The sequence below is a fragment of the Enterobacter cloacae complex sp. SHL018 genome, assembly GCF_049237905.1.
Classification (GTDB): Bacteria; Pseudomonadota; Gammaproteobacteria; order Enterobacterales; family Enterobacteriaceae; genus Enterobacter; species Enterobacter hormaechei_C.
The window spans coordinates 570,720-591,042 of record NZ_JBMKJE010000002.1 but is presented as its reverse complement, the minus strand read 5'-3'; the positions used below and the strand labels follow the sequence as shown (position 1 = coordinate 591,042).

The window sequence follows — 20,323 nt, the reverse complement described above, 5'->3', positions numbered from 1 at the left end:
AGGGGAGACGAGTAGAATATCGCCGCTTAACGCCTGGTAAATTGTTTAACAATCTGCGGGGCGTACATGGGATAGCTGAATTAGAGATCGGCATCCTTACATTCTTTATACTTTGGAGTTTGAAAATGTCTCTAAGCGTTGAAGCTAAAGCTAAAATCGTTTCTGAGTTTGGTCGTGGTACTAACGACAGCGGTTCTACCGAAGTTCAGGTTGCACTGCTGACTGCACAGATTAACCACCTGCAAGGTCACTTTGCAGAGCACAAAAAAGATCACCACAGCCGTCGTGGTCTGCTGCGTATGGTTTCTCAGCGTCGTAAACTGCTCGACTACCTGAAGCGTAAAGATGTTGCACGCTACACCGCGCTGATCGAGCGTCTGGGCCTGCGTCGCTAATTCTTGCGAGTTTCAGAAAAGGGGGCCTGATGGCCCCTTTTTTCAACCAGACGGCAGCAATTCAATGGAAACTATTGTATTGTTGCTATAAATGATCTTCATTGCAGAGGTTCGCGCGGCTAATGAGAGGCTTCACCCATGGGGGTGTCGGTTGTCATTAGTCGCGAGGATGCGAAGAAGGTCGGGTTAAATCGTCAGCACACCTGAGGTGTGCTTTCAAACATTTAAGAAAGGACAGAATTTTGCTGAATCCGATCGTTCGTAAATTCCAGTATGGTCAGCATACCGTCACGCTGGAAACCGGCATGATGGCGCGTCAGGCTACTGCTGCCGTTATGGTAAGCATGGATGACACCGCTGTATTCGTTACCGTAGTTGGCCAGAAAAAAGCTAAACCAGGTCAGGACTTCTTCCCACTGACCGTTAACTACCAGGAGCGTACCTACGCTGCCGGTAAAATCCCGGGTGGCTTCTTCCGTCGTGAAGGCCGTCCAAGCGAAGGCGAAACCCTGATCGCGCGTCTGATTGACCGCCCGGTTCGTCCGCTGTTCCCGGAAGGCTTCGTAAACGAAGTTCAGGTTATTGCGACCGTTGTTTCCGTTAACCCACAGGTTAACCCGGACATCGTTGCTATGATCGGCGCATCTGCGGCCCTGTCACTGTCTGGTATTCCATTCAATGGCCCAATCGGTTCCGCGCGCGTTGGCTACATCAATGACCAGTACGTACTGAACCCAACTCAGGAAGAGCTGAAAGAGAGTAAGCTGGACCTGGTTGTTGCCGGTACTGAAGCAGCGGTTCTGATGGTTGAATCCGAAGCTGAACTGCTGAGCGAAGATCAGATGCTGGGCGCTGTGGTATTTGGCCACGAGCAGCAGCAGATCGTTATTCAGAACATCAACGACCTGGTGAAAGAAGCCGGTAAACCACGTTGGGACTGGCAGCCAGAAGCGGTGAACGAGGCGCTGAACGCACGCGTTGCTGCACTGGCAGAATCTCGTCTGAGCGACGCATACCGCATCACCGACAAACAGGAGCGCTATGCTCAGGTTGATGTGATCAAATCTGAAGTGACCGCGACCCTGGTTGCCGAAGACGAAACGCTGGACGCTAACGAGATTGGCGAAATCCTGCACGCCATCGAGAAAAACGTTGTTCGTAGCCGCGTCCTGGCAGGCGAGCCGCGTATCGATGGCCGTGAAAAAGACATGATCCGTGGTCTGGACGTGCGTACTGGCGTACTGCCACGTACTCACGGTTCTGCGCTGTTCACCCGTGGTGAAACGCAGGCGCTGGTAACCGCGACCCTGGGTACCGCACGTGACGCACAGATCATCGACGAACTGATGGGCGAGCGTACTGACAGCTTCCTGTTCCACTACAACTTCCCTCCGTACTCTGTGGGCGAAACCGGTATGGTTGGCTCACCGAAGCGTCGTGAAATTGGTCACGGTCGTCTGGCGAAGCGCGGCGTGCTGGCAGTGATGCCAGAAGCAGACAAATTCCCGTACACCGTACGTGTGGTGTCTGAAATCACCGAATCCAACGGTTCCTCTTCTATGGCTTCCGTGTGTGGTGCCTCTCTGGCGCTGATGGATGCAGGCGTGCCAATTAAAGCCGCCGTTGCGGGTATCGCAATGGGTCTGGTGAAAGAGGGCGACAACTACGTTGTTCTGTCTGACATTCTGGGCGACGAAGACCACCTGGGCGATATGGACTTCAAAGTGGCGGGTTCCCGCGACGGTATCTCTGCCTTGCAGATGGATATCAAAATTGAAGGTATCACCAAAGAGATCATGCAGGTTGCTCTGAACCAGGCTAAAGGTGCGCGTCTGCACATCCTGGGCGTGATGGAACAGGCTATCAACGCGCCACGCGGTGATATCTCTGAATTCGCTCCGCGTATTCACACCATCAAGATCAATCCAGACAAGATCAAAGATGTTATCGGTAAGGGCGGTTCTGTTATCCGTGCACTGACCGAAGAAACGGGCACCACCATCGAAATCGAAGATGACGGTACTGTGAAGATCGCAGCAACCGACGGCGAGAAAGCGAAATACGCTATCCGTCGTATCGAAGAGATCACGGCAGAAATCGAAGTGGGCCGTATCTACAATGGTAAAGTGACCCGTATCGTTGACTTTGGCGCATTCGTTGCCATCGGTGGCGGTAAAGAAGGTCTGGTACACATCTCTCAGATCGCTGACAAGCGCGTTGAGAAAGTGACCGATTACCTGCAAATGGGTCAGGAAGTACCGGTGAAAGTTCTGGAAGTTGACCGCCAGGGCCGTATCCGTCTGAGCATTAAAGAAGCAACCGAGCAGTCTCAGCCTGCTGCGGCGCCGGAAGCTCCGGCTGCTGAACAGCAAGGCGAGTAAGGTTGCCATTTGCCCTCCGCGCAGGCGGAGGGCTTATTATCAGGCAGGACGCCTTGTTAAGCCGCCGGGGGACAGGACGTTCATCCAATAGTTGTCTTCGGGAGTGGGAAATGAAGCCTTTTTTGCGCTGGTGTTTCGTTGCGACAGCTTTAACGCTGGCAGGATGCAGCAACTCTGCCTGGCGTAAGAGCGAAGTCCTCGCAGTGCCATTGCAACCGACTTTGCAGCAGGAAGTCATTCTGGCACGCATGGAACAAATACTTGCCAGTCGGGCTTTAACCGATGACGAACGCGCACAGCTTTTATATGAGCGCGGAGTGTTGTATGATAGTCTCGGTCTGAGGGCACTGGCGCGAAATGATTTTTCACAAGCGCTGGCGATTCGACCTGATATGCCTGAAGTATTCAATTACTTAGGCATTTATTTAACGCAGGCAGGCAATTTTGATGCTGCCTATGAAGCGTTTGATTCTGTACTTGAGCTTGATCCAACTTACAACTACGCGCACTTGAATCGCGGTATCGCATTGTATTACGGCGGTCGTGATAAGTTAGCGCAAGATGATCTGCTGGCGTTTTATCAAGACGATCCTAATGATCCTTTCCGCAGCCTGTGGCTTTACATCGTTGAGCAGAAGCTCGATGAGAAGCAGGCCAAAGAAGCACTGAAACAGCGCTTCGAGAAATCGGACAAGGAACAGTGGGGATGGAACATTGTCGAGTTCTACCTGGGCAACATTAGCGAAGCAACGCTGATGGAACGCCTCAAGGCGGACGCAACGGATAACACCTCGCTCGCTGAGCATCTCAGTGAAACCAACTTCTATTTAGGTAAGTACTACCTAAGTCTGGGGGATATGGACAGCGCTACGGCACTGTTCAAATTAGCGGTTGCTAACAACGTACATAACTTCGTTGAGCACCGTTATGCATTGTTGGAATTATCGCTCTTGGGCCAGGAGCAAGACGACCTGGCAGAATCGGACCAGCAATAGCTGACGACATAAACATCAGCCCGTAATCTTTTGATTGCCATCACCTTCACTGGTGAGGGCGTTGTTGTTCGTCAATACACCTAATTTGAGCCGGTTCACACTTTTCAATGAAAATTGCTAATCATTTTCACGATGAGCTAAGTAGACTGGCCGCCATTAATATCGAGGCACTTGTACTACATGGCTGAATTCGAAACCACTTTTGCAGATCTGGGCCTGAAGGCTCCTATCCTTGAAGCCCTTAACGATCTGGGTTACGAAAAACCATCTCCGATCCAGGCTGAGTGTATCCCACACCTGCTTTCTGGTCGTGACGTGCTGGGCATGGCCCAGACTGGTAGCGGTAAAACCGCAGCATTCTCGCTGCCGCTGCTGAACAACATTGATCCGGACCTGCGCGCGCCGCAGATCCTCGTCCTGGCTCCAACCCGTGAACTGGCTGTTCAGGTTGCTGAAGCTATGACGGAATTCTCTAAACATATGCGCGGCGTAAACGTGGTAGCCCTGTACGGCGGCCAGCGTTATGACGTGCAGTTACGCGCCCTGCGCCAGGGTCCACAGATTGTTGTCGGTACGCCGGGTCGTCTGCTGGATCACCTGAAGCGCGGTACCCTGGACCTCTCTAAACTGAGCGGTCTGGTACTGGACGAAGCCGATGAAATGCTGCGTATGGGCTTCATCGAAGACGTAGAAACCATCATGGCGCAGATCCCGGAAGGTCATCAGACCGCTCTGTTCTCTGCAACCATGCCAGAAGCGATCCGTCGCATTACCCGCCGCTTCATGAAAGAGCCGCAGGAAGTGCGTATTCAGTCCAGCGTGACCACTCGCCCGGACATCAGCCAGAGCTACTGGTCTGTATACGGCATGCGCAAAAACGAAGCGCTGGTACGTTTCCTGGAAGCGGAAGATTTTGATGCGGCGATTATTTTCGTTCGTACCAAAAACGCGACCCTGGAAGTGGCTGAAGCCCTGGAGCGTAGCGGCTACAACAGCGCAGCGCTGAACGGCGACATGAACCAGGCCCTGCGTGAGCAGACTCTGGAGCGTCTGAAAGACGGTCGTCTGGATATCCTGATTGCAACCGACGTGGCAGCACGTGGCCTGGACGTTGAGCGTATCAGCCTGGTTGTAAACTACGATATCCCAATGGACTCCGAGTCTTACGTTCACCGTATCGGCCGTACCGGTCGTGCGGGTCGTGCAGGCCGTGCGCTGCTGTTCGTTGAGAACCGCGAGCGTCGTCTGCTGCGTAACATTGAACGCACCATGAAGCTGACCATTCCAGAAGCCGAGCTGCCAAACGCAGAACTGCTGGGCAAACGCCGTCTGGAAAAATTCGCCGCGAAAGTACAGCAGCAGCTGGAAAGCAGCGATCTGGATCAGTACCGTGCGCTGCTGTCCCAGATCCAGCCTGTCGCTGAAGGCGAAGAGCTGGACATGGAAACCCTGGCCGCAGCACTGCTGAAAATGGCGCAGGGCGAACGTAGCCTGATCGTGCCACCTGATGCGCCGATGCGTCCTAAGCGTGAGTTCCGTGACCGTGACGATCGTTTCGAACGTCGTGGCGACCGTAACGACCGTGGTCCACGCGGTGACCGTCCAGAGCGTGGTGGTGAAGACCGTCCACGTCGCGAGCGTCGTGACGCTGGCGAAATGGAACTGTATCGCATTGAAGTGGGCCGTGATGATGGTGTTGAAGTTCGTCACATCGTTGGCGCGATCGCTAACGAAGGCGACATCAGCAGCCGTTACATCGGTAACATCAAGCTGTTCGGTTCCCACTCCACCATCGAGCTGCCAAAAGGCATGCCGGGCGAAGTACTGCAACACTTTACTCGCACCCGTATCCTGAACAAGCCGATGAACATGCAGCTGCTGGGCGATGCACAGCCACGTCCTGACCGTGGCGGCGAACGTCGTGGCGGTGGTCGCGGTTTCGGTGGCGAGCGTCGTGAAGGCGGTCGCAGCGAAGGTCGCGGTGGTGAAGGCCGTCGTTTCTCCGGTGAGCGCCGCGAAAACCGTGGTCCACGCCGTGAAGAAGGCGCCAGCCGTCGTCGTTTCGGTGACGCGTAAGCCTTTCGCTTCTGACGTAAAGTAAAATATACAGCCCCGATAGTTGCTATCGGGGCTTTTTTTATTCCTTTTGTACTCTTGTACTGGTACAGTGCAACACACTAAAATGCAGAACCACATTTTTCACTGGAGATAAGGCCGCATGGCAACACTAACCACCACCCAAACTTCACCTTCGCTGCTTGGCGGCGTGGTGATCATCGGCGGAACCATCATTGGTGCCGGGATGTTTTCCCTGCCTGTGGTCATGTCCGGTGCGTGGTTCTTCTGGTCGCTGGCGGCGCTGGTTTTCACCTGGTTCTGCATGCTCCATTCCGGGCTGATGATCCTTGAAGCAAACCTGAACTACCGCATTGGCTCCAGCTTCGACACCATCACCCGAGATCTGTTGGGCAAAGGCTGGAACCTGGTGAACGGGCTGTCCATCGCGTTTGTACTCTATATCCTGACCTACGCGTACATTTCAGCGAGCGGGTCGATTCTGCATCACACCTTCTCAGAGATGTCGCTGAACGTTCCGGCGCGTCTGGCGGGTCTCTGCTTCGCGCTGGGCGTGGCGTTTATCGTCTGGATGAGCACCAAAGCGGTCAGCCGCATGACGGCGATCGTGCTGGGCGCAAAGGTCATCACCTTCTTTCTGACCTTCGGCAGCCTGCTGGGGCACGTCACGCCGGCCACGCTGTTTAACGTTGCGGAAGTGAACACCTCCTACACGCCGTACCTGCTGATGACGCTGCCATTCTGTCTGGCGTCGTTCGGCTACCACGGCAACGTACCGAGCCTGATGAAGTACTACGGCAAGGATCCGCGCACCATCGTGAAATGCCTGGTTTACGGCACGTTGCTGGCGCTGGGGCTGTATGTGATCTGGCTGCTGGGGACGATGGGTAACATCCCGCGTCCGGAATTTATCGGCATTGCGCAGAAGGGCGGTAACATTGATGTGCTGGTACAGGCGCTGAGCGGCGTGCTGAACAGCCGCAGTCTGGATCTGCTTCTGGTGGTCTTCTCGAACTTTGCGGTGGCGAGCTCATTCCTCGGCGTGACGCTGGGCCTGTTTGACTACCTGGCGGATCTGTTTGGTTTTGATGACTCTGCGATGGGGCGCTTCAAAACGGCGCTGTTGACCTTCCTGCCACCGATTGTGGGCGGCCTGCTGTGGCCGAACGGTTTCCTGTACGCCATCGGCTATGCAGGACTGGCGGCCACCATCTGGGCGGCGATTGTACCGGCGCTGCTGGCGCGCAAATCACGTAAGCGCTTCGGCAGCCAGAAATTCCGCGTCTGGGGCGGAAAACCGATGATTGCGCTGATTCTGGTATTTGGTATCGGCAACGCGGTGGTCCACGTGCTGTCGAGTTTTAATCTGTTGCCTGTGTATCAGTAAAACGTGCGGTCTGAACCCCTCACCCCGGCCCTCTCCCCATGGGAGAGGGAGAAAAGAATGTAGGCCCGGTAAGCGAAGCGCCACCGGGCAAAGCAAAAAACTACCCCACCAACTCCTCTTTCACCTGCATCGCCAAATCAAACGAATGCAGACGCGCCTGGTGATCGAAAATCTGGCCGTTAACCATAATCTCATCCGCCTGGGTTTCACGCAGCACCGCCTCCAGCCCGTGACGCACTTTCGCCTTATCACCCACCAGCGACATACTCAGAGCCTGCTGCACGCCATACTGCTCGGAGGCCGACCACAGCTGATGCATATTCTCTACCGGCGGCGGCAGCTGGCCCGTCTCGCCGCGACGCAGCTTCACAAACGCCTGCTGCATAGAGGTAAACAGGAATTCCGCGTCGCGGTTGCTGTCGGCGGCAATGATATTGATACACACCATCGCATACGGCTTCTCCAGACGTTCAGACGGTTTGAAGTGCGTACGATAAAGATGCAGTGCCTGAAGCAGCATATCCGGTGCGAAGTGGGAAGCGAACGCGAACGGCAGCCCCAGCTGAGCGGCGAGCTGTGCGCTGTACAGGCTTGAGCCTAACAGCCATACCGGGATCTTTTCCCCGTACCCCGGCACAGGTCGCACGTGTGGGTTCGGATCCCGCGCGTCAAACCAGTCCACCAGCTCGGCCACATCGCGCGGGAAGTTATCGATATCGCCGCTCATATGGCGACGCAGGGCGCGCATGGTCGGCTGGTCGCTGCCCGGCGCGCGGCCAAGCCCTAGATCAATACGGCCCGGATAAAGGGTATTCAGCGTCCCGAACTGCTCGGCAATCACCAGCGGGGCGTGGTTCGGCAGCATCACACCGCCGGAGCCCAGGTGCAGAGTGGTGGTATTCGCCGCCAGATAGCCAATCAGCACCGAGGTGGCGGCGCTGGCGATGCCCACCATATTGTGGTGCTCCGCCAGCCAGTAGCGGTGATAGCCGCGCTTTTCGGCAAGCTGAGCAAGATCGAGAGAGTGCGTGAAGGCTTCTCTGGCCGAGGAGCCTTGTGGAATCGGCGCCAGATCCAGCACCGAAAACGGAATGGTTTTGTCAGTCATAACAGCTCACTTTGTCGACGGTCAATCTTTAATACTGCATTAAAAAATGATAACCGTTGTTAACAAAGTGAGCCTTTTTTACGCCTGCAATTCCAGCCCGGCGAGACGTCGCCAGTAACCGTTGCAGTCGCTGTTTGCCGTCAACGGCAGCGGTGAGGCGCCGTTTTCGTTGGCGCGGAAGGCGTCCAGCATCGCGAAAACGCCGGTATCAAGCGGCGAAAGACGCACCATATCCACCAGCCCGTGCATTGACGCCAGTTCGTTGCCGAGGTTATAGACGTAACCGCTCATGGTCTGAATGCCGTTGAGGACAAACACCTGCTGGTTCTCCTGCGACAGCATACTGCGGCCGTTCGGGTACTTAATGCAGCAGGTTTCGCACTCGTCTTTCGGGCGATCTTCGGAACGTGCGGTGAAGCAGCGGGCAGAGTAGGCCAGCGGCAGATGCCCATAGCTCAGGACTTCCACTTCAAACTTGTTGCGAATGCCCAGCTCTTCGCACTGTGTGAGCAGGTTGGCCAGCCAGTCGCGGGAGAGCTCTACTGGCATGCACCAGCGGGTCATCCCCTGTTTGAGCAACAGGCGCAGGGTCACCGCGTTATAGCAGTTCAGCGCATGTCCGGCGACAAACGGCAGCTTACGCTCGGCACACAGGTTTACCACGCCCAGGTCGCTCGCCTCCAGCAGGAACTCACCGTTTTCGACGTAGCGCTTCAGCTCGCCCAGTTCAGAGGACGCCTGCACCAGCGCCAGCGTCGAGAGCACCACCTGCTTGCCGCTGCCGGCCAGGTTTTTCGCCATATCCAGCCAGTCGCCCACTTTGGTGGCGCGGCGCTTGCTGCACACCGCTTCGCCGAGGTAAATCACATCGGCGCTGCTGTTAGCCGCCTGCTGGTAAAAATCTTCCAGCGTCTCTTTTGGCCAGTAGTAAAGCACCGGCCCTAATGAATATTTCATGATTATCTCACTGCCATTTACGGTGGTACGCGCCGAGCGTAGTTTGGGTGCCTTCAGACATCGCGCCGAGCGTCTCCATCCAGGCCGCTTGCGGGGCGTAGTTTTGCGGGTCCGCCATGCAGCGGTCGATGGCCTGACGCCACACCTTCGCCACCTGGCTCACGTAGGCCGGGCTGCGCTGGCGGCCTTCGATTTTCACCGAGGCAATGTTGGCGGCCAGCAGTTCCGGCAGCAATTCCAGCGTGTTGAGGCTTGTGGGCTCCTCCAGCGCGTGGTAGCGCTCGCCGTCCACCAGATAGCGGCCCTTACACAGTGTCGGATACCCCGCGTTTTCACCGTCCTGATAGCGGTCAATTAACACGTCATTCAGGCGCGACTCCAGTCCCTGCGGCGTTTGCTGCCAGCGAACGAAGCGGGCAGGCGAGCAGGCGCCGACGGTATTTGGCGATTCCCCGGTGAGATAGGAAGAAAGATAGCAGCGGCCTTCGGCCATGATGCACAGGCTGCCGAAGGCAAAAACCTCCAGCGGCACTGGCGTGACGCGCGCCAGTTGCTTAACCTGATGAATAGAAAGCACGCGCGGCAGCACCACGCGGGCTACGTCAAAGTGTCGATGATAAAAACGCACGGCCTCTTCATTGGTGGCCGATGCCTGAACAGAGACGTGGCGCTCAATATGCGGATAACGTTCTGCCGCATACTCAAGCATGGCGAGGTCAGCCAGGATCAGCGCATCTGCGCCCAGCTGGGCCGCCATATCCACGGCGCGCTGCCAGCGGGCATAGCCATCAGGATGGGCAAAGGTATTGATGGCGATGTGCAGTTTGCGCCGGTGCTGGTGAACGAAGTTAACGGCTTCCTGAATCTTTTTCTCCGTAAAGTTAAGACCCGCAAAATGGCGGGCGTTGGTATCATCTTTCAGCCCGATATAGACCGCATCGGCCCCATTTTCGATGGCCGCCTTAAGCGCCGGAAGGTTTCCGGCAGGGCAGAGCAGCTCCATAATTTATCCCGATGTTGTCGATCGCAGGGATCGTAAAAAATGTTAACGAGCTGGGATTTTAATTAACCCATACGCGACAATTTTTGATTTAAGGCAGCTAATGGCGTATTGATGGCACCAATAATGAGGTATACCGGACAACGGTTTGTTGATTTACGCCGCTATCTTCTTGTCGGGATATGGCAAAATAGCAGGACTATAGCTATCAGGGAGTAAAGCTCGTGCTGGATAAACTGCGTTCACGTCTCGTACAATTTGGTCCATCAATGCTGAGCGTGCCGGTAAAACTGGCGCCGTTCGCGCTTAAACGCCAGGTGCTGGAACAGGTACTGAGCTGGCAGTTCCGCCAGGCGCTACAGGACGGTGAGCTGGAGTTTCTGGAAGGCCGCTGGTTAAAGATTGAAGTGCGCGATATCGGGTTGCGCTGGTTTACTTCCGTTGAGAACGATCGGCTGATCGTCCGTGAAACCGCCGAGGCGGATGTCAGCTTTAGCGCGGATGCCAGCGATCTGCTGATGATCGCCGCGCGCAAACAGGATCCGGACACCCTCTTCTTCCAGCGTCGTCTGGTGATTGAAGGCGACACGGAGCTCGGTCTGTACGTCAAAAATTTAATGGATGCCATTGAGCTGGAGCAGATGCCGAAAGCGCTGCGTATGATGTTGATGCAAATGGCAGATTTCGTTGAGGCCGGGCTAAAAACCCCGCCGGACAGTAAACACACTTCAGTAGGTGAGCCATGCTGATTCGAGTCGAAATTGGGATTGATGCGCCGGGTATCGATGCGTTGTTACGCCGCTCTTTTGCAGGCGACGCCGAAGCCCAACTGGTTCACGATCTTCGCGAAGATGGCCTGATTACGCTGGGCCTGGTTGCCACCGACGATGAAGGGCAGGTGGTCGGCTACGTGGCCTTCAGCCCGGTGATTGTGCAGGGTGAAGAGTTACAGTGGGTCGGCATGGCGCCGCTGGCGGTGGATGAAAACTACCGTGGACAGGGCCTGGCGCGCCAGCTGGTCTATGAAGGGCTGGATTCACTGAATGAATTTGGCTATGCCGCTGTCGTCGTTCTGGGCGATCCGGCGTTCTACGAACGTTTAGGTTTTAAGCCAGCGTCCAGATACGATCTGCGCTGCCACTGGCCGGGCACGGAAACATCTTTCCTGGTGCATCCTCTGGCGGATGATGCGCTCGACGGCGTTACCGGTCTGGTGGAGTACCACGATCATTTCAATCGTTTTTAAGCAGGCTTTCGCGTAGCGCCTCGAAAGAGCCGTCCCCGTTGACGAGACGCTCTTTCTGGCGCTTCGTCAGCTGCTTGATGCGGTATTCCAGCCTGAGCGCCAGGGATCTGTCGCCCACGGCGGCTGAAAACGCTAACTGAAGTTCACCTTTCCCCCGCAGCGCCTTCGCCCCTTTCCCCGTTTGATGTTGTAAAAAACGCCGTGCCACATCGGTAGTGATCCCGGTGTAGAGTGCGTTATCAGCGGTTCGGACAAGATAGAGAAACCAGCACACGGTAAACAGATTCAGTATGTTAAGGTGAACGCACCATAGCATGAGAGAGAGCGAAAATGGAAACACTGGCCGCCATTAACCGCTGGCTGGCAAAGCAGCATGTCGTGACCTGGTGCGTCTGTAAAGACGAGGAGATGTGGTGCGCAAATGCCTTTTATTACTACGATCCCGAGCGCGTGGCCTTTTACGTGATGAGCGAAGATAAAACGCGGCATGCGCAGATGACGGGGCAGCGGGCAAAAGTGGCGGGCACGGTAAACGGTCAGCCTAAAACCGTTGCGCTGATCCGCGGGGTCCAGTTTAAAGGCGAAATTCGTCGCCTGGAAGGTGAGGAGAGCGACGCGCAACGTAAACGCTATACGCGCCGCTTCCCGGTGGCCGCGGCGCTAAAAGCCCCGGTGTGGGAAATCCGCCTTGATGAGCTGAAATTTACCGACAACACCCTGGGCTTTGGCAAGAAGCTGCACTGGTTACGCGCCGAGCAGACGTAGCGCTTCACGGTTAAACGCTGGCAGATCGTCCGGTGTACGGCTGGTGATCAGCTGATCGTTATCGTTCACCACTTCCTGATCGTAGAACTCGGCTCCCGCGTTTTTCAGATCGATAACGATCGGCTTCACCGCGGTGAGCTTACGCCCGCGTACCACCTCGGCGCTGATCAGCAGCTGCGGACCGTGGCAAATGGCAAATACCGGTTTACCGGTGCCGACGAAGTCACGGGTAAAGGTGACGAAACGCTCGTCTCCGCGCAGGGAATCCGGTGAATGACCGCCCGGTAACAGCAGGGCGTCGAAATCCGACGGGCTGACGTTATCAATGGATTCGTCAATGGTCACGCTGGCTTCGCCCTTATGGCCCTTCACGGTTTTACCCGCTTCTTTCTCGATGGTGACCACCTCGTGGCCCGCCTTGCGGAATGCCTCTGCTGGCGACGTAAATTCTGAATCTTCAAACTCGTCGGTAATCAAGACTGCGATTTTTTTACCCATGCTTCCTCCGTTGTTTTCGCTTCAGACTGTTTTTTTCCCGTTTGTGGTAAATACTTACCGGTAACAGACTTTTAAGTGTGGTAGAGCAGGCCCAGAACGCAAACGGACAATTCTGTAAAGGGGATAAGATGAGTCAGGTACTGATTACCGGCGCAACCGGGCTGGTGGGTGGACATCTGCTGCGGCTGCTGATCCAGGATCGGCATATCAATTATATCGCCGCCCCGACGCGTCGCCCGCTGTTGGATATCACCGGCGTCTATAACCCGCACGATCCACAGCTCACCGACGCGCTGGCGCAGGTGCAGGATCCCATTGATATCGCCTTTTGCTGCCTTGGCACCACCCGACGGGAAGCGGGCAGTAAAGAAGCTTTTGTCCATGCGGATTACACACTGGTGGTGGATACCGCCCTGACGGCGAAAAAGCTGGGCGCAAAACATTTCCTGGTGGTCAGTGCGCACGGCGCGAACGCAGGCTCGCCGTTTTTTTACAACCAGGTGAAGGGCAAAATGGAAGAGGCGTTAATCGCGCAGAAATGGGAGCGCCTGACCATCGCGCGGCCTTCCATGCTGATGGGGCACCGTGACGAACGTCGTTTTAACGAGTCTTTTTTCGCTCCGCTGTTTCGCATTCTGCCGGGTAACTGGAAGTCCATCGAGGCGCGGGATGTCGCGCTGGCGATGCTAAAAGAGGCGCTGGCTCCGTCGCAGGAGGGGGTTAATATTATCCCTTCGGCAAAACTGCGTGAAATCGCGCAGGGCGAGGCGTAAACTTCCCCGGCTTATTAAATAACACCTTCCGGGGAATGGTATGACTGGTCAGTCTTCATCTCAGGCGGCAACACCTGTTCAGTGGTGGAAGCCCGCACTCTTCTTTCTCGTGGTCATCATTGGCCTCTGGTATGTGAAATGGCAGCCGTACTACGGTAAAGCCTTCACCGCCGCCGACACCCACAGCATCGGTAAATCGATTCTCGCGCAGGCCGATTCCAGCCCGCTACGCGCGGCGTGGGATTACGCCATGGTCTATTTTCTTGCCGTCTGGAAAGCGGCGGTATTGGGCGTATTGCTGGGCTCGCTGATTCAGGTACTTATCCCGCGTAACTGGCTGGTGAAAACCCTGGGACAGCCGCGCTTGCAGGGCACGCTGCTGGGGACGATTTTCTCCCTGCCGGGCATGATGTGCTCCTGCTGCGCCGCACCGGTGGCGGCGGGTATGCGCCGACAGCGCGTGTCGATGGGCGGCGCGCTTGCCTTCTGGATGGGTAACCCCCTGCTGAACCCGGCAACGCTGGTGTTTATGGGCTTCGTTCTCGGCTGGCATTTCGCGTTTATCCGTCTGGCGGCTGGCCTGCTGACGGTGGTGCTTGTCGCTACGCTGGTGCAGCACCTGGTGAAAGACAACGAGGCCGGGCCTGCCTCCGTTGAGCTGGACGTCAGCGAGCCGCAGGGCAGTTTCTTTGCTCGCTGGGGCAAAGCGCTGTGGCAGCTTTTCTGGAGCACCATTCCGGTCTATATCCTGGCCGTACTGGTGCTGGGGGCGGCGCGCGTCTGGCTGTTCCCGCATGCGGATGGCGCTATCGACAACACGCTGATGTGGGTGATTGCGATGGCGGTGGCCGGGTGCCTGTTCGTGATCCCAACCGCGGCGGAGATCCCGATTATTCAGACCATGATGATGGCTGGTATGGGGACCGCACCGGCGCTGGCGCTGCTCATCACGCTGCCGGCGGTGAGCCTGCCGTCGCTTATCATGCTGCGTAAGTCATTCCCGGCGAAAGCGCTGTGGCTGACTGCGGGGCTGGTGGCGTTGAGCGGAGTGATTGTGGGGAGTATGGCGCTTGTGTGAAAAAAAGCCCGGTGGCGCTAGCGCTTACCGGGCCTGTAGCCAGGTGGGAATTACTTAATGTAAGTAAAGGCGGTGGTGACGTGTTTCACGCCGCTCACCCGGCTGGCGATATCCGCCGCCGCTTTCCCTTCACGTTCCGTCACCAGACCCAGCAGGAATACTTCGCCGTTCTCCGTGGTCACTTTCACGTTTGAGGATTTCACCTGGTCGGTACCCAGCAGCTGGGAACGCACTTTGGTGGTGATCCAGGTATCAGATGACGCGGTGCCGAGACCAATCGGCTGGCCCTGGCGGATCTCGTTGAACACTTCCGCCGTGCCTTCCACACCCATCGCGATCTGTTTGGCGCGCGAGGCGAGTTCAGGATTTGGCGCCTGGCCTGCCAGCAGCACTTTGCCCTGATAAGCCGTCACGTTGATGCGTGCTTCCTTCTTGATCTGCTCGTCTTTCGACAGCGCACTGTTTACGCGCAGCTCAAGCGTACCGTCATCCACCTGCGTCCCAACGGTACGCGGATCGGTCGCTGCTTTGGTGCCGACCGCTGCGGTGCCGACTACAGCGGCAGCGATGCATCCCTGAAGCAGTAATGCAGACATCACGACTGCAAGGGCCGATAAAACCTTCATGAGAACTCCTTAATCATCCTGGTGAGGGAAAAGCGTGTTATCGATCAGATCGCATAAGCAGTTCACCGTGAGCATATGCATCTCCTGGATGCGGGCGCTACGGTGCGAAGGAATGCGGATCTCCACATCCTGCGGCCCCAGCAGGCCAGCCAGCTCACCGCCGTCGTAACCGGTCAGGGCGACAATCGTCATATCCCGGGTCACTGCCGCTTCAACCGCTTTAACGATATCCCGGCTGTTACCGCGCGTGGAGATCGCCAGCAGCACGTCTCCGGCATGGCCTAAGGCGCGCACCTGCTTGGCGTAGATTTCGTCATGCAGACGATCGTTGGCAATCGCAGTTAAGACCACGTTATCGGTGTTTAGTGCAATGGCAGGTAAACTCGGGCGCTCGGTTTCGAAGCGATTGATCATGCTGGCAGCAAAATGCTGTGCGTTAGCAGCGGACGTGCCATTGCCACAACAGAGGATTTTGTTGCCGTTGAGCAGCGACTGAACCAGCGTCATCGCTGCACGCGAGATCGCGTCCGGAAGGGCTTCCGCCGCGGCAATCTGCGTTTGAATGCTTTCTGTGAAGCACACTTTAATTCGTTCGAGCACGGTATCCCTTTAAAATCTTATTTATGCGTCTTCGCCAAACGCGTTTTTAAGCCAGTCGGTCGCATTTCCGGTGAAGGCTACCACATCGAAACGGCAATCCACAGTATCAAAACTCCCATTATGGCGGGCAAGCCACAAGTGGGCAGTCTGTAATAATTTTTGTTGTTTGGCGAGCGTCACGCTGGCGGCAGCACCGCCAAAACGGGACGACTGTCGGTAGCGAACTTCAACAAACACGATGGTCTGACCGTCTTTCATGATCAGGTCAATCTCGCCGCCGCGCCCGCGAACGTTGGCGGCGACAAAGCGCAGTCCTTTGCCTTCAAGCCAGCGACGCGCCTTTAACTCCCACGCGTCGCCGGTCTGTTTACGGCTTAACTGGCCGGGACAATCTGCCCCTGCTGGTATTTGAGCCATGATAACTTCCTGTTAATCACACAATCCTGATCGGCGGTCAGATCGCCGGTATTCCCGTTAAGCTCGAAGCCCGGTACCTGACGCATCTGGGTGAAGTGGTTTGCCAGCGCCCAGGCATCGACGCCCATCGCGTACAGACGCGCCAGGGAATAGTCATTGCGCACCGCGCCCAGCGCCTGCTGCATCAACTGCGGGTTGCTGCCTGCCAGCATGGGGATCTCGCTGTATTGCAGTCCTTCCATTTCCAGACGGAAATCCGGGCCTGCGGTACCCTGTGCGCTGCGTGAGCTGGCGTAGAGCGTTGCACCGCTCTGGCTGCCGTTACGCATGGCGATCATCGGTTTGATAAAGGCGATCTCTTCCGGCGTAGCGACGATGTACGCCGAATCCACTTTACCGCCGCCGCTGATTTGCGCGTCGGTAGGTGGCGCCGGGATCGTCAGACCGCCGATGGTGACGCTCTGCTGCTGCGGCAGGCTGGCGGATACCGGGCTACCGTTGAGGGCAATACCTGCCCCGCCGTTCACGCCCGCTCTCAGTTCGGAAGCTGAGCCAAATTTCTGCTGCAACACCACGCCACCGCCAAGGGTCTGCCACTCTTGCGCAAACGCGTTGGCAACGCGATCGCCCAGCGTGCTGCGTGGGATCAGCAGCAGCGGCGCCTGCTTGCCCTGCTCGTGAATATGGCGGGCCGCATCGCGGGCTTCATCCTCCGGAGAGAGGGCGAAGTAACAGATATTGGCGCGGTTCTGAACCTGCTCAGGCTGGTTAAGCGCCAGCACGTTCAGCGTGGTGTTGCTCTTCATCAGCGCTTCCACGTTGTTTTTCAACAGCGGGCCGACAACGATGCTGGCCCCGTCCTGCTGAACCTGCGCCAGCACCTGGTCAAGCGGCTGGGCGCTGGTGTCGTAGATTTTCAACTCTGCACCAGGGTTAGCGCTGGTGGTGGCCACAGCCTGCGGCTGGGCTGCTGGCTGCTTATCCGGCTGCGCGGTTTGCGGCTGAGGTTGTTCTGCCGTCGCGGGCGCCGGTGTTTCAGCCGGGGCCTGTGTTGCCGCAGGCGCTGGGGTAGCAGGCTGCGTCGTTGGGGCGGTAACCGGATTCTGCATGGTGCCCTGCGCAGGGGTTTGCGCGGTGGTCAGGTCGCTGGTTTCGGCGGCGGACGGGCTGACAACGTCATTCATATTCGCCGCCTGTGCAGCCTGCGCCGGAACCGCGCTGCCGCTGACGGCGGTGGTGCCGTTTTTCGCGGCTTCAAAACCTTGCTGAATGGCGCGACCAAACACCGCAGCCTGACCGTTTAACGGCAGCAGCAGAGCAATTTTGCTGGTGGAGGCGGGCTTAAAGTTTTGCACGTTCACCAGCTGCGTTGGCAGCATTTTCGCTCCCGGGTTTTGCGGGTAACGCTTTTGCCAGTCGGTAATGCCGGCTTTCAGCATGTTCGGATCGCTGCGGTTGTTGAACCACATCTGTTGCAGATCCAGCCAGCCTTGCAGGACATTTTCATCGGCGTTGATTACCAGCGCCTTGGCCTGATCCTGGGTCATGGAGGCGAGCGCCTGCCAGGTTGCGTCAATATTTTTTTGCTTGTCCGCACCCGCGAGCAGAGGCTCCTGGGCAATCAGCGCGCGGAGTAGCGTCAGGGAAGGGCGACCCTGCTCAGCGGTGATACCGGCCTGCCAGAAACGGGCCTGCTGGTTTTTATCCAGCGTGTTCAGATCGATGGTGCCGAGGATCTTCTTCGCGCCGTCGTAATCTTTTTGCGCGACCTTCAGTTCTGCCGACAGCAAGGTCTGCTCATGGCGCTGAGTGTCGTTAAGATCCTGCGGTAGCTGGCTGAACAGCTCGGCGGCCTGCTGGGTTTTCCCTTCTTTCAGCAGTGCACGAATGGCGAGTAATTGCCAGTTGATCCTGGTATCATTTGTACTCTGCGACATTTGTTGCAGATAAAAGCCAGAATCAGCCTGAGCGGATCCCTGCATATGAGCAGTGCTCTGGTCAGGTGCCTGGGTGCCGCAGCCGGTAAAGATCAGGGCTGCCAGCAGGAGGGGCACGCTGTGCGCGGCTTTTTTTCGAAGAAACGTTAACGGTACCATACTGTATCCAGTGATTTTTTTACGCAATGCTCAATATTAAATCGGCAATACGGACGAAACAATGAAACAACACGAAACGGCAGATAATTCTCAAGGCCAGCTTTATATTGTACCTACTCCTATCGGGAATTTGTCTGATATTACCCAACGTGCGCTCACCGTATTGCAAGCTGTTGATTTAATTGCGGCTGAAGACACCCGTCATACCGGTTTACTGCTACAACACTTTGCCATCAACGCCCGTTTGTTTGCCCTGCACGATCACAATGAGCAACAAAAAGCCGAAACGCTGGTGGCGAAGCTTAAAGAAGGGCAGAACATCGCGCTGGTCTCCGATGCGGGAACGCCGCTGATCAACGATCCGGGCTACCATCTGGTACGCACCTGCCGGGAAGCTGGCATCCGCGTTGTGCCGCTGCCGGGGCCGTGCGCGGCGATTGCGGCGTTAAGCGCTGCGGGTCTGCCGTCCGATCGTTTCTGCTACGAAGGTTTCCTGCCAGCTAAATCCAAAGGTCGCCGCGATGTATTAAAGGATCTGGAAGCCGAACCGCGTACGTTGATCTTCTACGAATCCACTCACCGTCTGCTGGAAAGCCTGGAGGATATGGTGACCGTCTGGGGCGAAGGGCGCTACGTGGTGCTGGCGCGCGAGCTGACCAAAACGTGGGAAACCATTCACGGTGCGCCGGTCGGCGAACTGCTGGCGTGGGTGAAAGAAGACGAAAACCGCCGCAAGGGCGAAATGGTGCTGATTGTTGAAGGCCACAAAGCGCAGGAAGACGCTCTGCCTGCCGATGCGCTGCGTACGCTGGCTTTGCTACAGGCTGAACTCCCCCTGAAAAAAGCAGCGGCGCTGGCGGCGGAGATCCACGGCGTGAAGAAAAATGCGCTGTATAAATATGCGCTGGAGCAGCAGGGGGAGTAAGCCAAATGAGCCGCTATCAGCCTCCCTTCACCATCACACCCTTTATCCTCAATCAGGTGGTTGAGATTGGTGAACTATTGGGGCATTGGGCGGCACATTCAGGCAGAACTTCGCCACTCCTGCGTAAAGAGAACCGTATTCGAACTATTCAGGCATCGCTAGCCATTGAGCACAACTCGCTGACGACAGGGCAAGTGACGGCAATTATGGATGGCAAACGCGTGCTTGCACCTGAAAAAGATATTCAGGAAGTACGCAATGCTATCCTGGCATATGAGAAACTGCCCGAATGGAAGCCCTGGAAGCTCAACGACTTACTCAGTGCACACCGATTATTAATGATGGGTCTGGTCGATCATCCCGGAAAACTCAGAAATGGGGACGTAGGGGTGTACCGTGGAAACCAGTTAGTCCACATGGCTCCGCCAGCCTCACAGATGAACCGCCTTATCGACGATCTTCTTTCCTGGCTTAAGCAAACCGATCTTCACCCGCTGATTGCCAGTTCGGTATTTCACTACGAGTTTGAATTTATTCATCCCTTTTCGGATGGAAATGGCCGAATGGGGCGGCTGTGGCAAACGTTGATCTTAAGCCAGTGGCGTGCAGAACTTGCATGGCTGCCCGTTGAAACACTCATTCACTTCCAGCAAGCGCGCTATTATCAGATTTTAGGACAATGCGATCGGGCCAGTGACTGCACGGCATTCGTGGCGTTTATGTTGCAAAATTTGGCCGAAGCTTTGCGGGAAGGCATCGATATGACATCCGCCATGTCGGAAAAAATGTCGGAAGAATTGTCGGAAAAGGAACACACTATCCTTGAGCTGCTTACCGTTCAACCGCAAATGACTGCGGTGATGTTGGCCTCTGTATTGGGCGTGACTTCCCGCACCGCGGAACGTTATCTCCGTTCTTTGCAAACAAAAGGTAAATTAAAACGCCTGGGGGCAAGGAAAGGGGGAAGCTGGCAGGTCATGGCTTAACCTGCCAGCTGAAC

The 20,323-nt window shown here is 56.4% G+C and carries 22 protein-coding genes; 13 read left to right on the top strand and 9 right to left on the bottom strand.

Features of this window, described 5'->3' with window-relative positions:
* The first annotated feature begins 125 nt into the window (after positions 1–125).
* From rpsO to mtr, 6 genes are all read left to right on the top strand, one after another.
* Positions 126–395, top strand: a complete 270-nt coding sequence (gene rpsO / locus ACOTY5_RS12635) for a 30S ribosomal protein S15 (protein WP_003861789.1) — start codon at positions 126–128, stop codon at positions 393–395.
* Positions 396–637: 242 nt separating this feature from the next.
* Positions 638–2,776 (top strand): polyribonucleotide nucleotidyltransferase, encoded by a 2,139-nt coding sequence (gene pnp, locus ACOTY5_RS12630; RefSeq protein ID WP_045141576.1) that lies wholly within the window; start codon positions 638–640, stop codon positions 2,774–2,776.
* Between the two features lie 110 nt (positions 2,777–2,886).
* A complete protein-coding gene (gene nlpI, locus ACOTY5_RS12625) occupies positions 2,887–3,771 on the top strand; it encodes a lipoprotein NlpI (RefSeq protein WP_003861782.1) in 885 nt (294 codons plus the stop codon).
* A 107-nt stretch (positions 3,772–3,878) separates the two neighbouring features.
* Entirely contained in the window at positions 3,879–3,959 is an 81-nt protein-coding gene (gene yrbN / locus ACOTY5_RS12620) for a protein YrbN (protein WP_097397692.1), read from the top strand.
* Positions 3,952–5,847: a DEAD/DEAH family ATP-dependent RNA helicase gene (locus ACOTY5_RS12615; protein WP_003861780.1), complete on the top strand. Its 1,896-nt coding sequence runs from the start codon at positions 3,952–3,954 to the stop codon at positions 5,845–5,847. Before yrbN ends, ACOTY5_RS12615 begins: the two co-directional genes overlap by 8 nt.
* A 142-nt stretch (positions 5,848–5,989) precedes the next feature.
* Positions 5,990–7,234: a tryptophan permease gene (gene mtr / locus ACOTY5_RS12610; RefSeq protein ID WP_045141575.1), complete on the top strand. Its 1,245-nt coding sequence runs from the start codon at positions 5,990–5,992 to the stop codon at positions 7,232–7,234.
* A gap of 100 nt (positions 7,235–7,334) precedes the next feature.
* Here mtr and ACOTY5_RS12605 read toward each other — a convergent pair whose 3' ends face one another.
* The 3 genes from ACOTY5_RS12605 to ubiU all read right to left on the bottom strand — a co-directional run bounded on the left by ACOTY5_RS12605 (position 7,335) and on the right by ubiU (position 10,302).
* Complete coding sequence (locus ACOTY5_RS12605) at positions 7,335–8,342, bottom strand: luciferase-like monooxygenase (RefSeq protein WP_045141574.1); 1,008 nt, start codon at positions 8,340–8,342, stop codon at positions 7,335–7,337.
* 78 nt (positions 8,343–8,420) lie between these two features.
* Positions 8,421–9,299 carry a U32 family peptidase gene (locus tag ACOTY5_RS12600; protein WP_023295495.1) on the bottom strand — a complete coding sequence of 293 codons (879 nt, stop codon included), beginning with the start codon at positions 9,297–9,299 and terminating at the stop codon, positions 8,421–8,423.
* A 7-nt stretch (positions 9,300–9,306) separates the two neighbouring features.
* A complete protein-coding gene (gene ubiU / locus ACOTY5_RS12595; RefSeq protein ID WP_045141573.1) occupies positions 9,307–10,302 on the bottom strand; it encodes a ubiquinone anaerobic biosynthesis protein UbiU in 996 nt (331 codons plus the stop codon).
* Between the two features lie 221 nt (positions 10,303–10,523).
* Here ubiU and ubiT point away from each other — a divergent pair, with 221 nt between their 5' ends.
* Entirely contained in the window at positions 10,524–11,048 is a 525-nt protein-coding gene (gene ubiT / locus ACOTY5_RS12590) for a ubiquinone anaerobic biosynthesis accessory factor UbiT (RefSeq protein WP_003861771.1), read from the top strand.
* On the top strand, positions 11,042–11,545 hold the full coding sequence (locus ACOTY5_RS12585) for a GNAT family N-acetyltransferase (RefSeq protein ID WP_015571968.1): 504 nt from the start codon (positions 11,042–11,044) through the stop codon (positions 11,543–11,545). The genes ubiT and ACOTY5_RS12585 overlap by 7 nt, the downstream gene beginning before the upstream one ends.
* Here the strand turns inward: ACOTY5_RS12585 and ACOTY5_RS12580 are convergent.
* Positions 11,532–11,861, bottom strand: coding sequence for a GIY-YIG nuclease family protein (locus ACOTY5_RS12580; RefSeq protein WP_003861768.1), 330 nt, complete (start codon positions 11,859–11,861; stop codon positions 11,532–11,534). The two genes, ACOTY5_RS12585 and ACOTY5_RS12580, sit on opposite strands and share 14 nt — an antisense overlap.
* Positions 11,862–11,875: 14 nt before the next feature.
* Here ACOTY5_RS12580 and ACOTY5_RS12575 point away from each other — a divergent pair, with 14 nt between their 5' ends.
* Complete coding sequence (locus ACOTY5_RS12575) at positions 11,876–12,310, top strand: YhbP family protein (protein WP_045141572.1); 435 nt, start codon at positions 11,876–11,878, stop codon at positions 12,308–12,310.
* Here the strand turns inward: ACOTY5_RS12575 and ACOTY5_RS12570 are convergent.
* Positions 12,290–12,808 (bottom strand): type 1 glutamine amidotransferase domain-containing protein, encoded by a 519-nt coding sequence (locus ACOTY5_RS12570; protein WP_015571965.1) that lies wholly within the window; start codon positions 12,806–12,808, stop codon positions 12,290–12,292. The two genes, ACOTY5_RS12575 and ACOTY5_RS12570, sit on opposite strands and share 21 nt — an antisense overlap.
* 128 nt (positions 12,809–12,936) lie before the next feature.
* On the opposite strand from ACOTY5_RS12570, the gene ACOTY5_RS12565 reads away from it, so the two are divergent.
* Entirely contained in the window at positions 12,937–13,581 is a 645-nt protein-coding gene (locus ACOTY5_RS12565; protein WP_023304489.1) for an NAD(P)H-binding protein, read from the top strand.
* Between the two features lie 40 nt (positions 13,582–13,621).
* Positions 13,622–14,659 (top strand): permease, encoded by a 1,038-nt coding sequence (locus ACOTY5_RS12560; protein ID WP_023295492.1) that lies wholly within the window; start codon positions 13,622–13,624, stop codon positions 14,657–14,659.
* 50 nt (positions 14,660–14,709) lie between these two features.
* On the opposite strand, the gene dolP is transcribed toward ACOTY5_RS12560, so the two are convergent.
* The 4 genes from dolP to ACOTY5_RS12540 are packed head-to-tail and all read right to left on the bottom strand — an operon-like array spanning position 14,710 to position 18,398.
* Complete coding sequence (gene dolP, locus ACOTY5_RS12555) at positions 14,710–15,285, bottom strand: division/outer membrane stress-associated lipid-binding lipoprotein (protein WP_006812102.1); 576 nt, start codon at positions 15,283–15,285, stop codon at positions 14,710–14,712.
* 9 nt (positions 15,286–15,294) lie between these two features.
* Positions 15,295–15,885 (bottom strand): DnaA initiator-associating protein DiaA, encoded by a 591-nt coding sequence (gene diaA / locus ACOTY5_RS12550; protein WP_003861754.1) that lies wholly within the window; start codon positions 15,883–15,885, stop codon positions 15,295–15,297.
* A gap of 21 nt (positions 15,886–15,906) precedes the next feature.
* Positions 15,907–16,302 (bottom strand): YraN family protein, encoded by a 396-nt coding sequence (locus tag ACOTY5_RS12545; RefSeq protein ID WP_045141571.1) that lies wholly within the window; start codon positions 16,300–16,302, stop codon positions 15,907–15,909.
* Entirely contained in the window at positions 16,260–18,398 is a 2,139-nt protein-coding gene (locus ACOTY5_RS12540) for a penicillin-binding protein activator (RefSeq protein WP_421631926.1), read from the bottom strand. The genes ACOTY5_RS12545 and ACOTY5_RS12540 overlap by 43 nt, the downstream gene beginning before the upstream one ends.
* A 61-nt stretch (positions 18,399–18,459) precedes the next feature.
* Between ACOTY5_RS12540 and rsmI the strand changes: the two genes are divergently transcribed.
* Both rsmI and ACOTY5_RS12530 read left to right on the top strand, forming a co-directional pair.
* Positions 18,460–19,323: a 16S rRNA (cytidine(1402)-2'-O)-methyltransferase gene (gene rsmI, locus ACOTY5_RS12535; RefSeq protein ID WP_000809144.1), complete on the top strand. Its 864-nt coding sequence runs from the start codon at positions 18,460–18,462 to the stop codon at positions 19,321–19,323.
* Positions 19,324–19,328: 5 nt separating this feature from the next.
* Complete coding sequence (locus ACOTY5_RS12530) at positions 19,329–20,309, top strand: Fic family protein (protein ID WP_017693927.1); 981 nt, start codon at positions 19,329–19,331, stop codon at positions 20,307–20,309.
* Positions 20,310–20,323 lie beyond the last annotated feature (14 nt).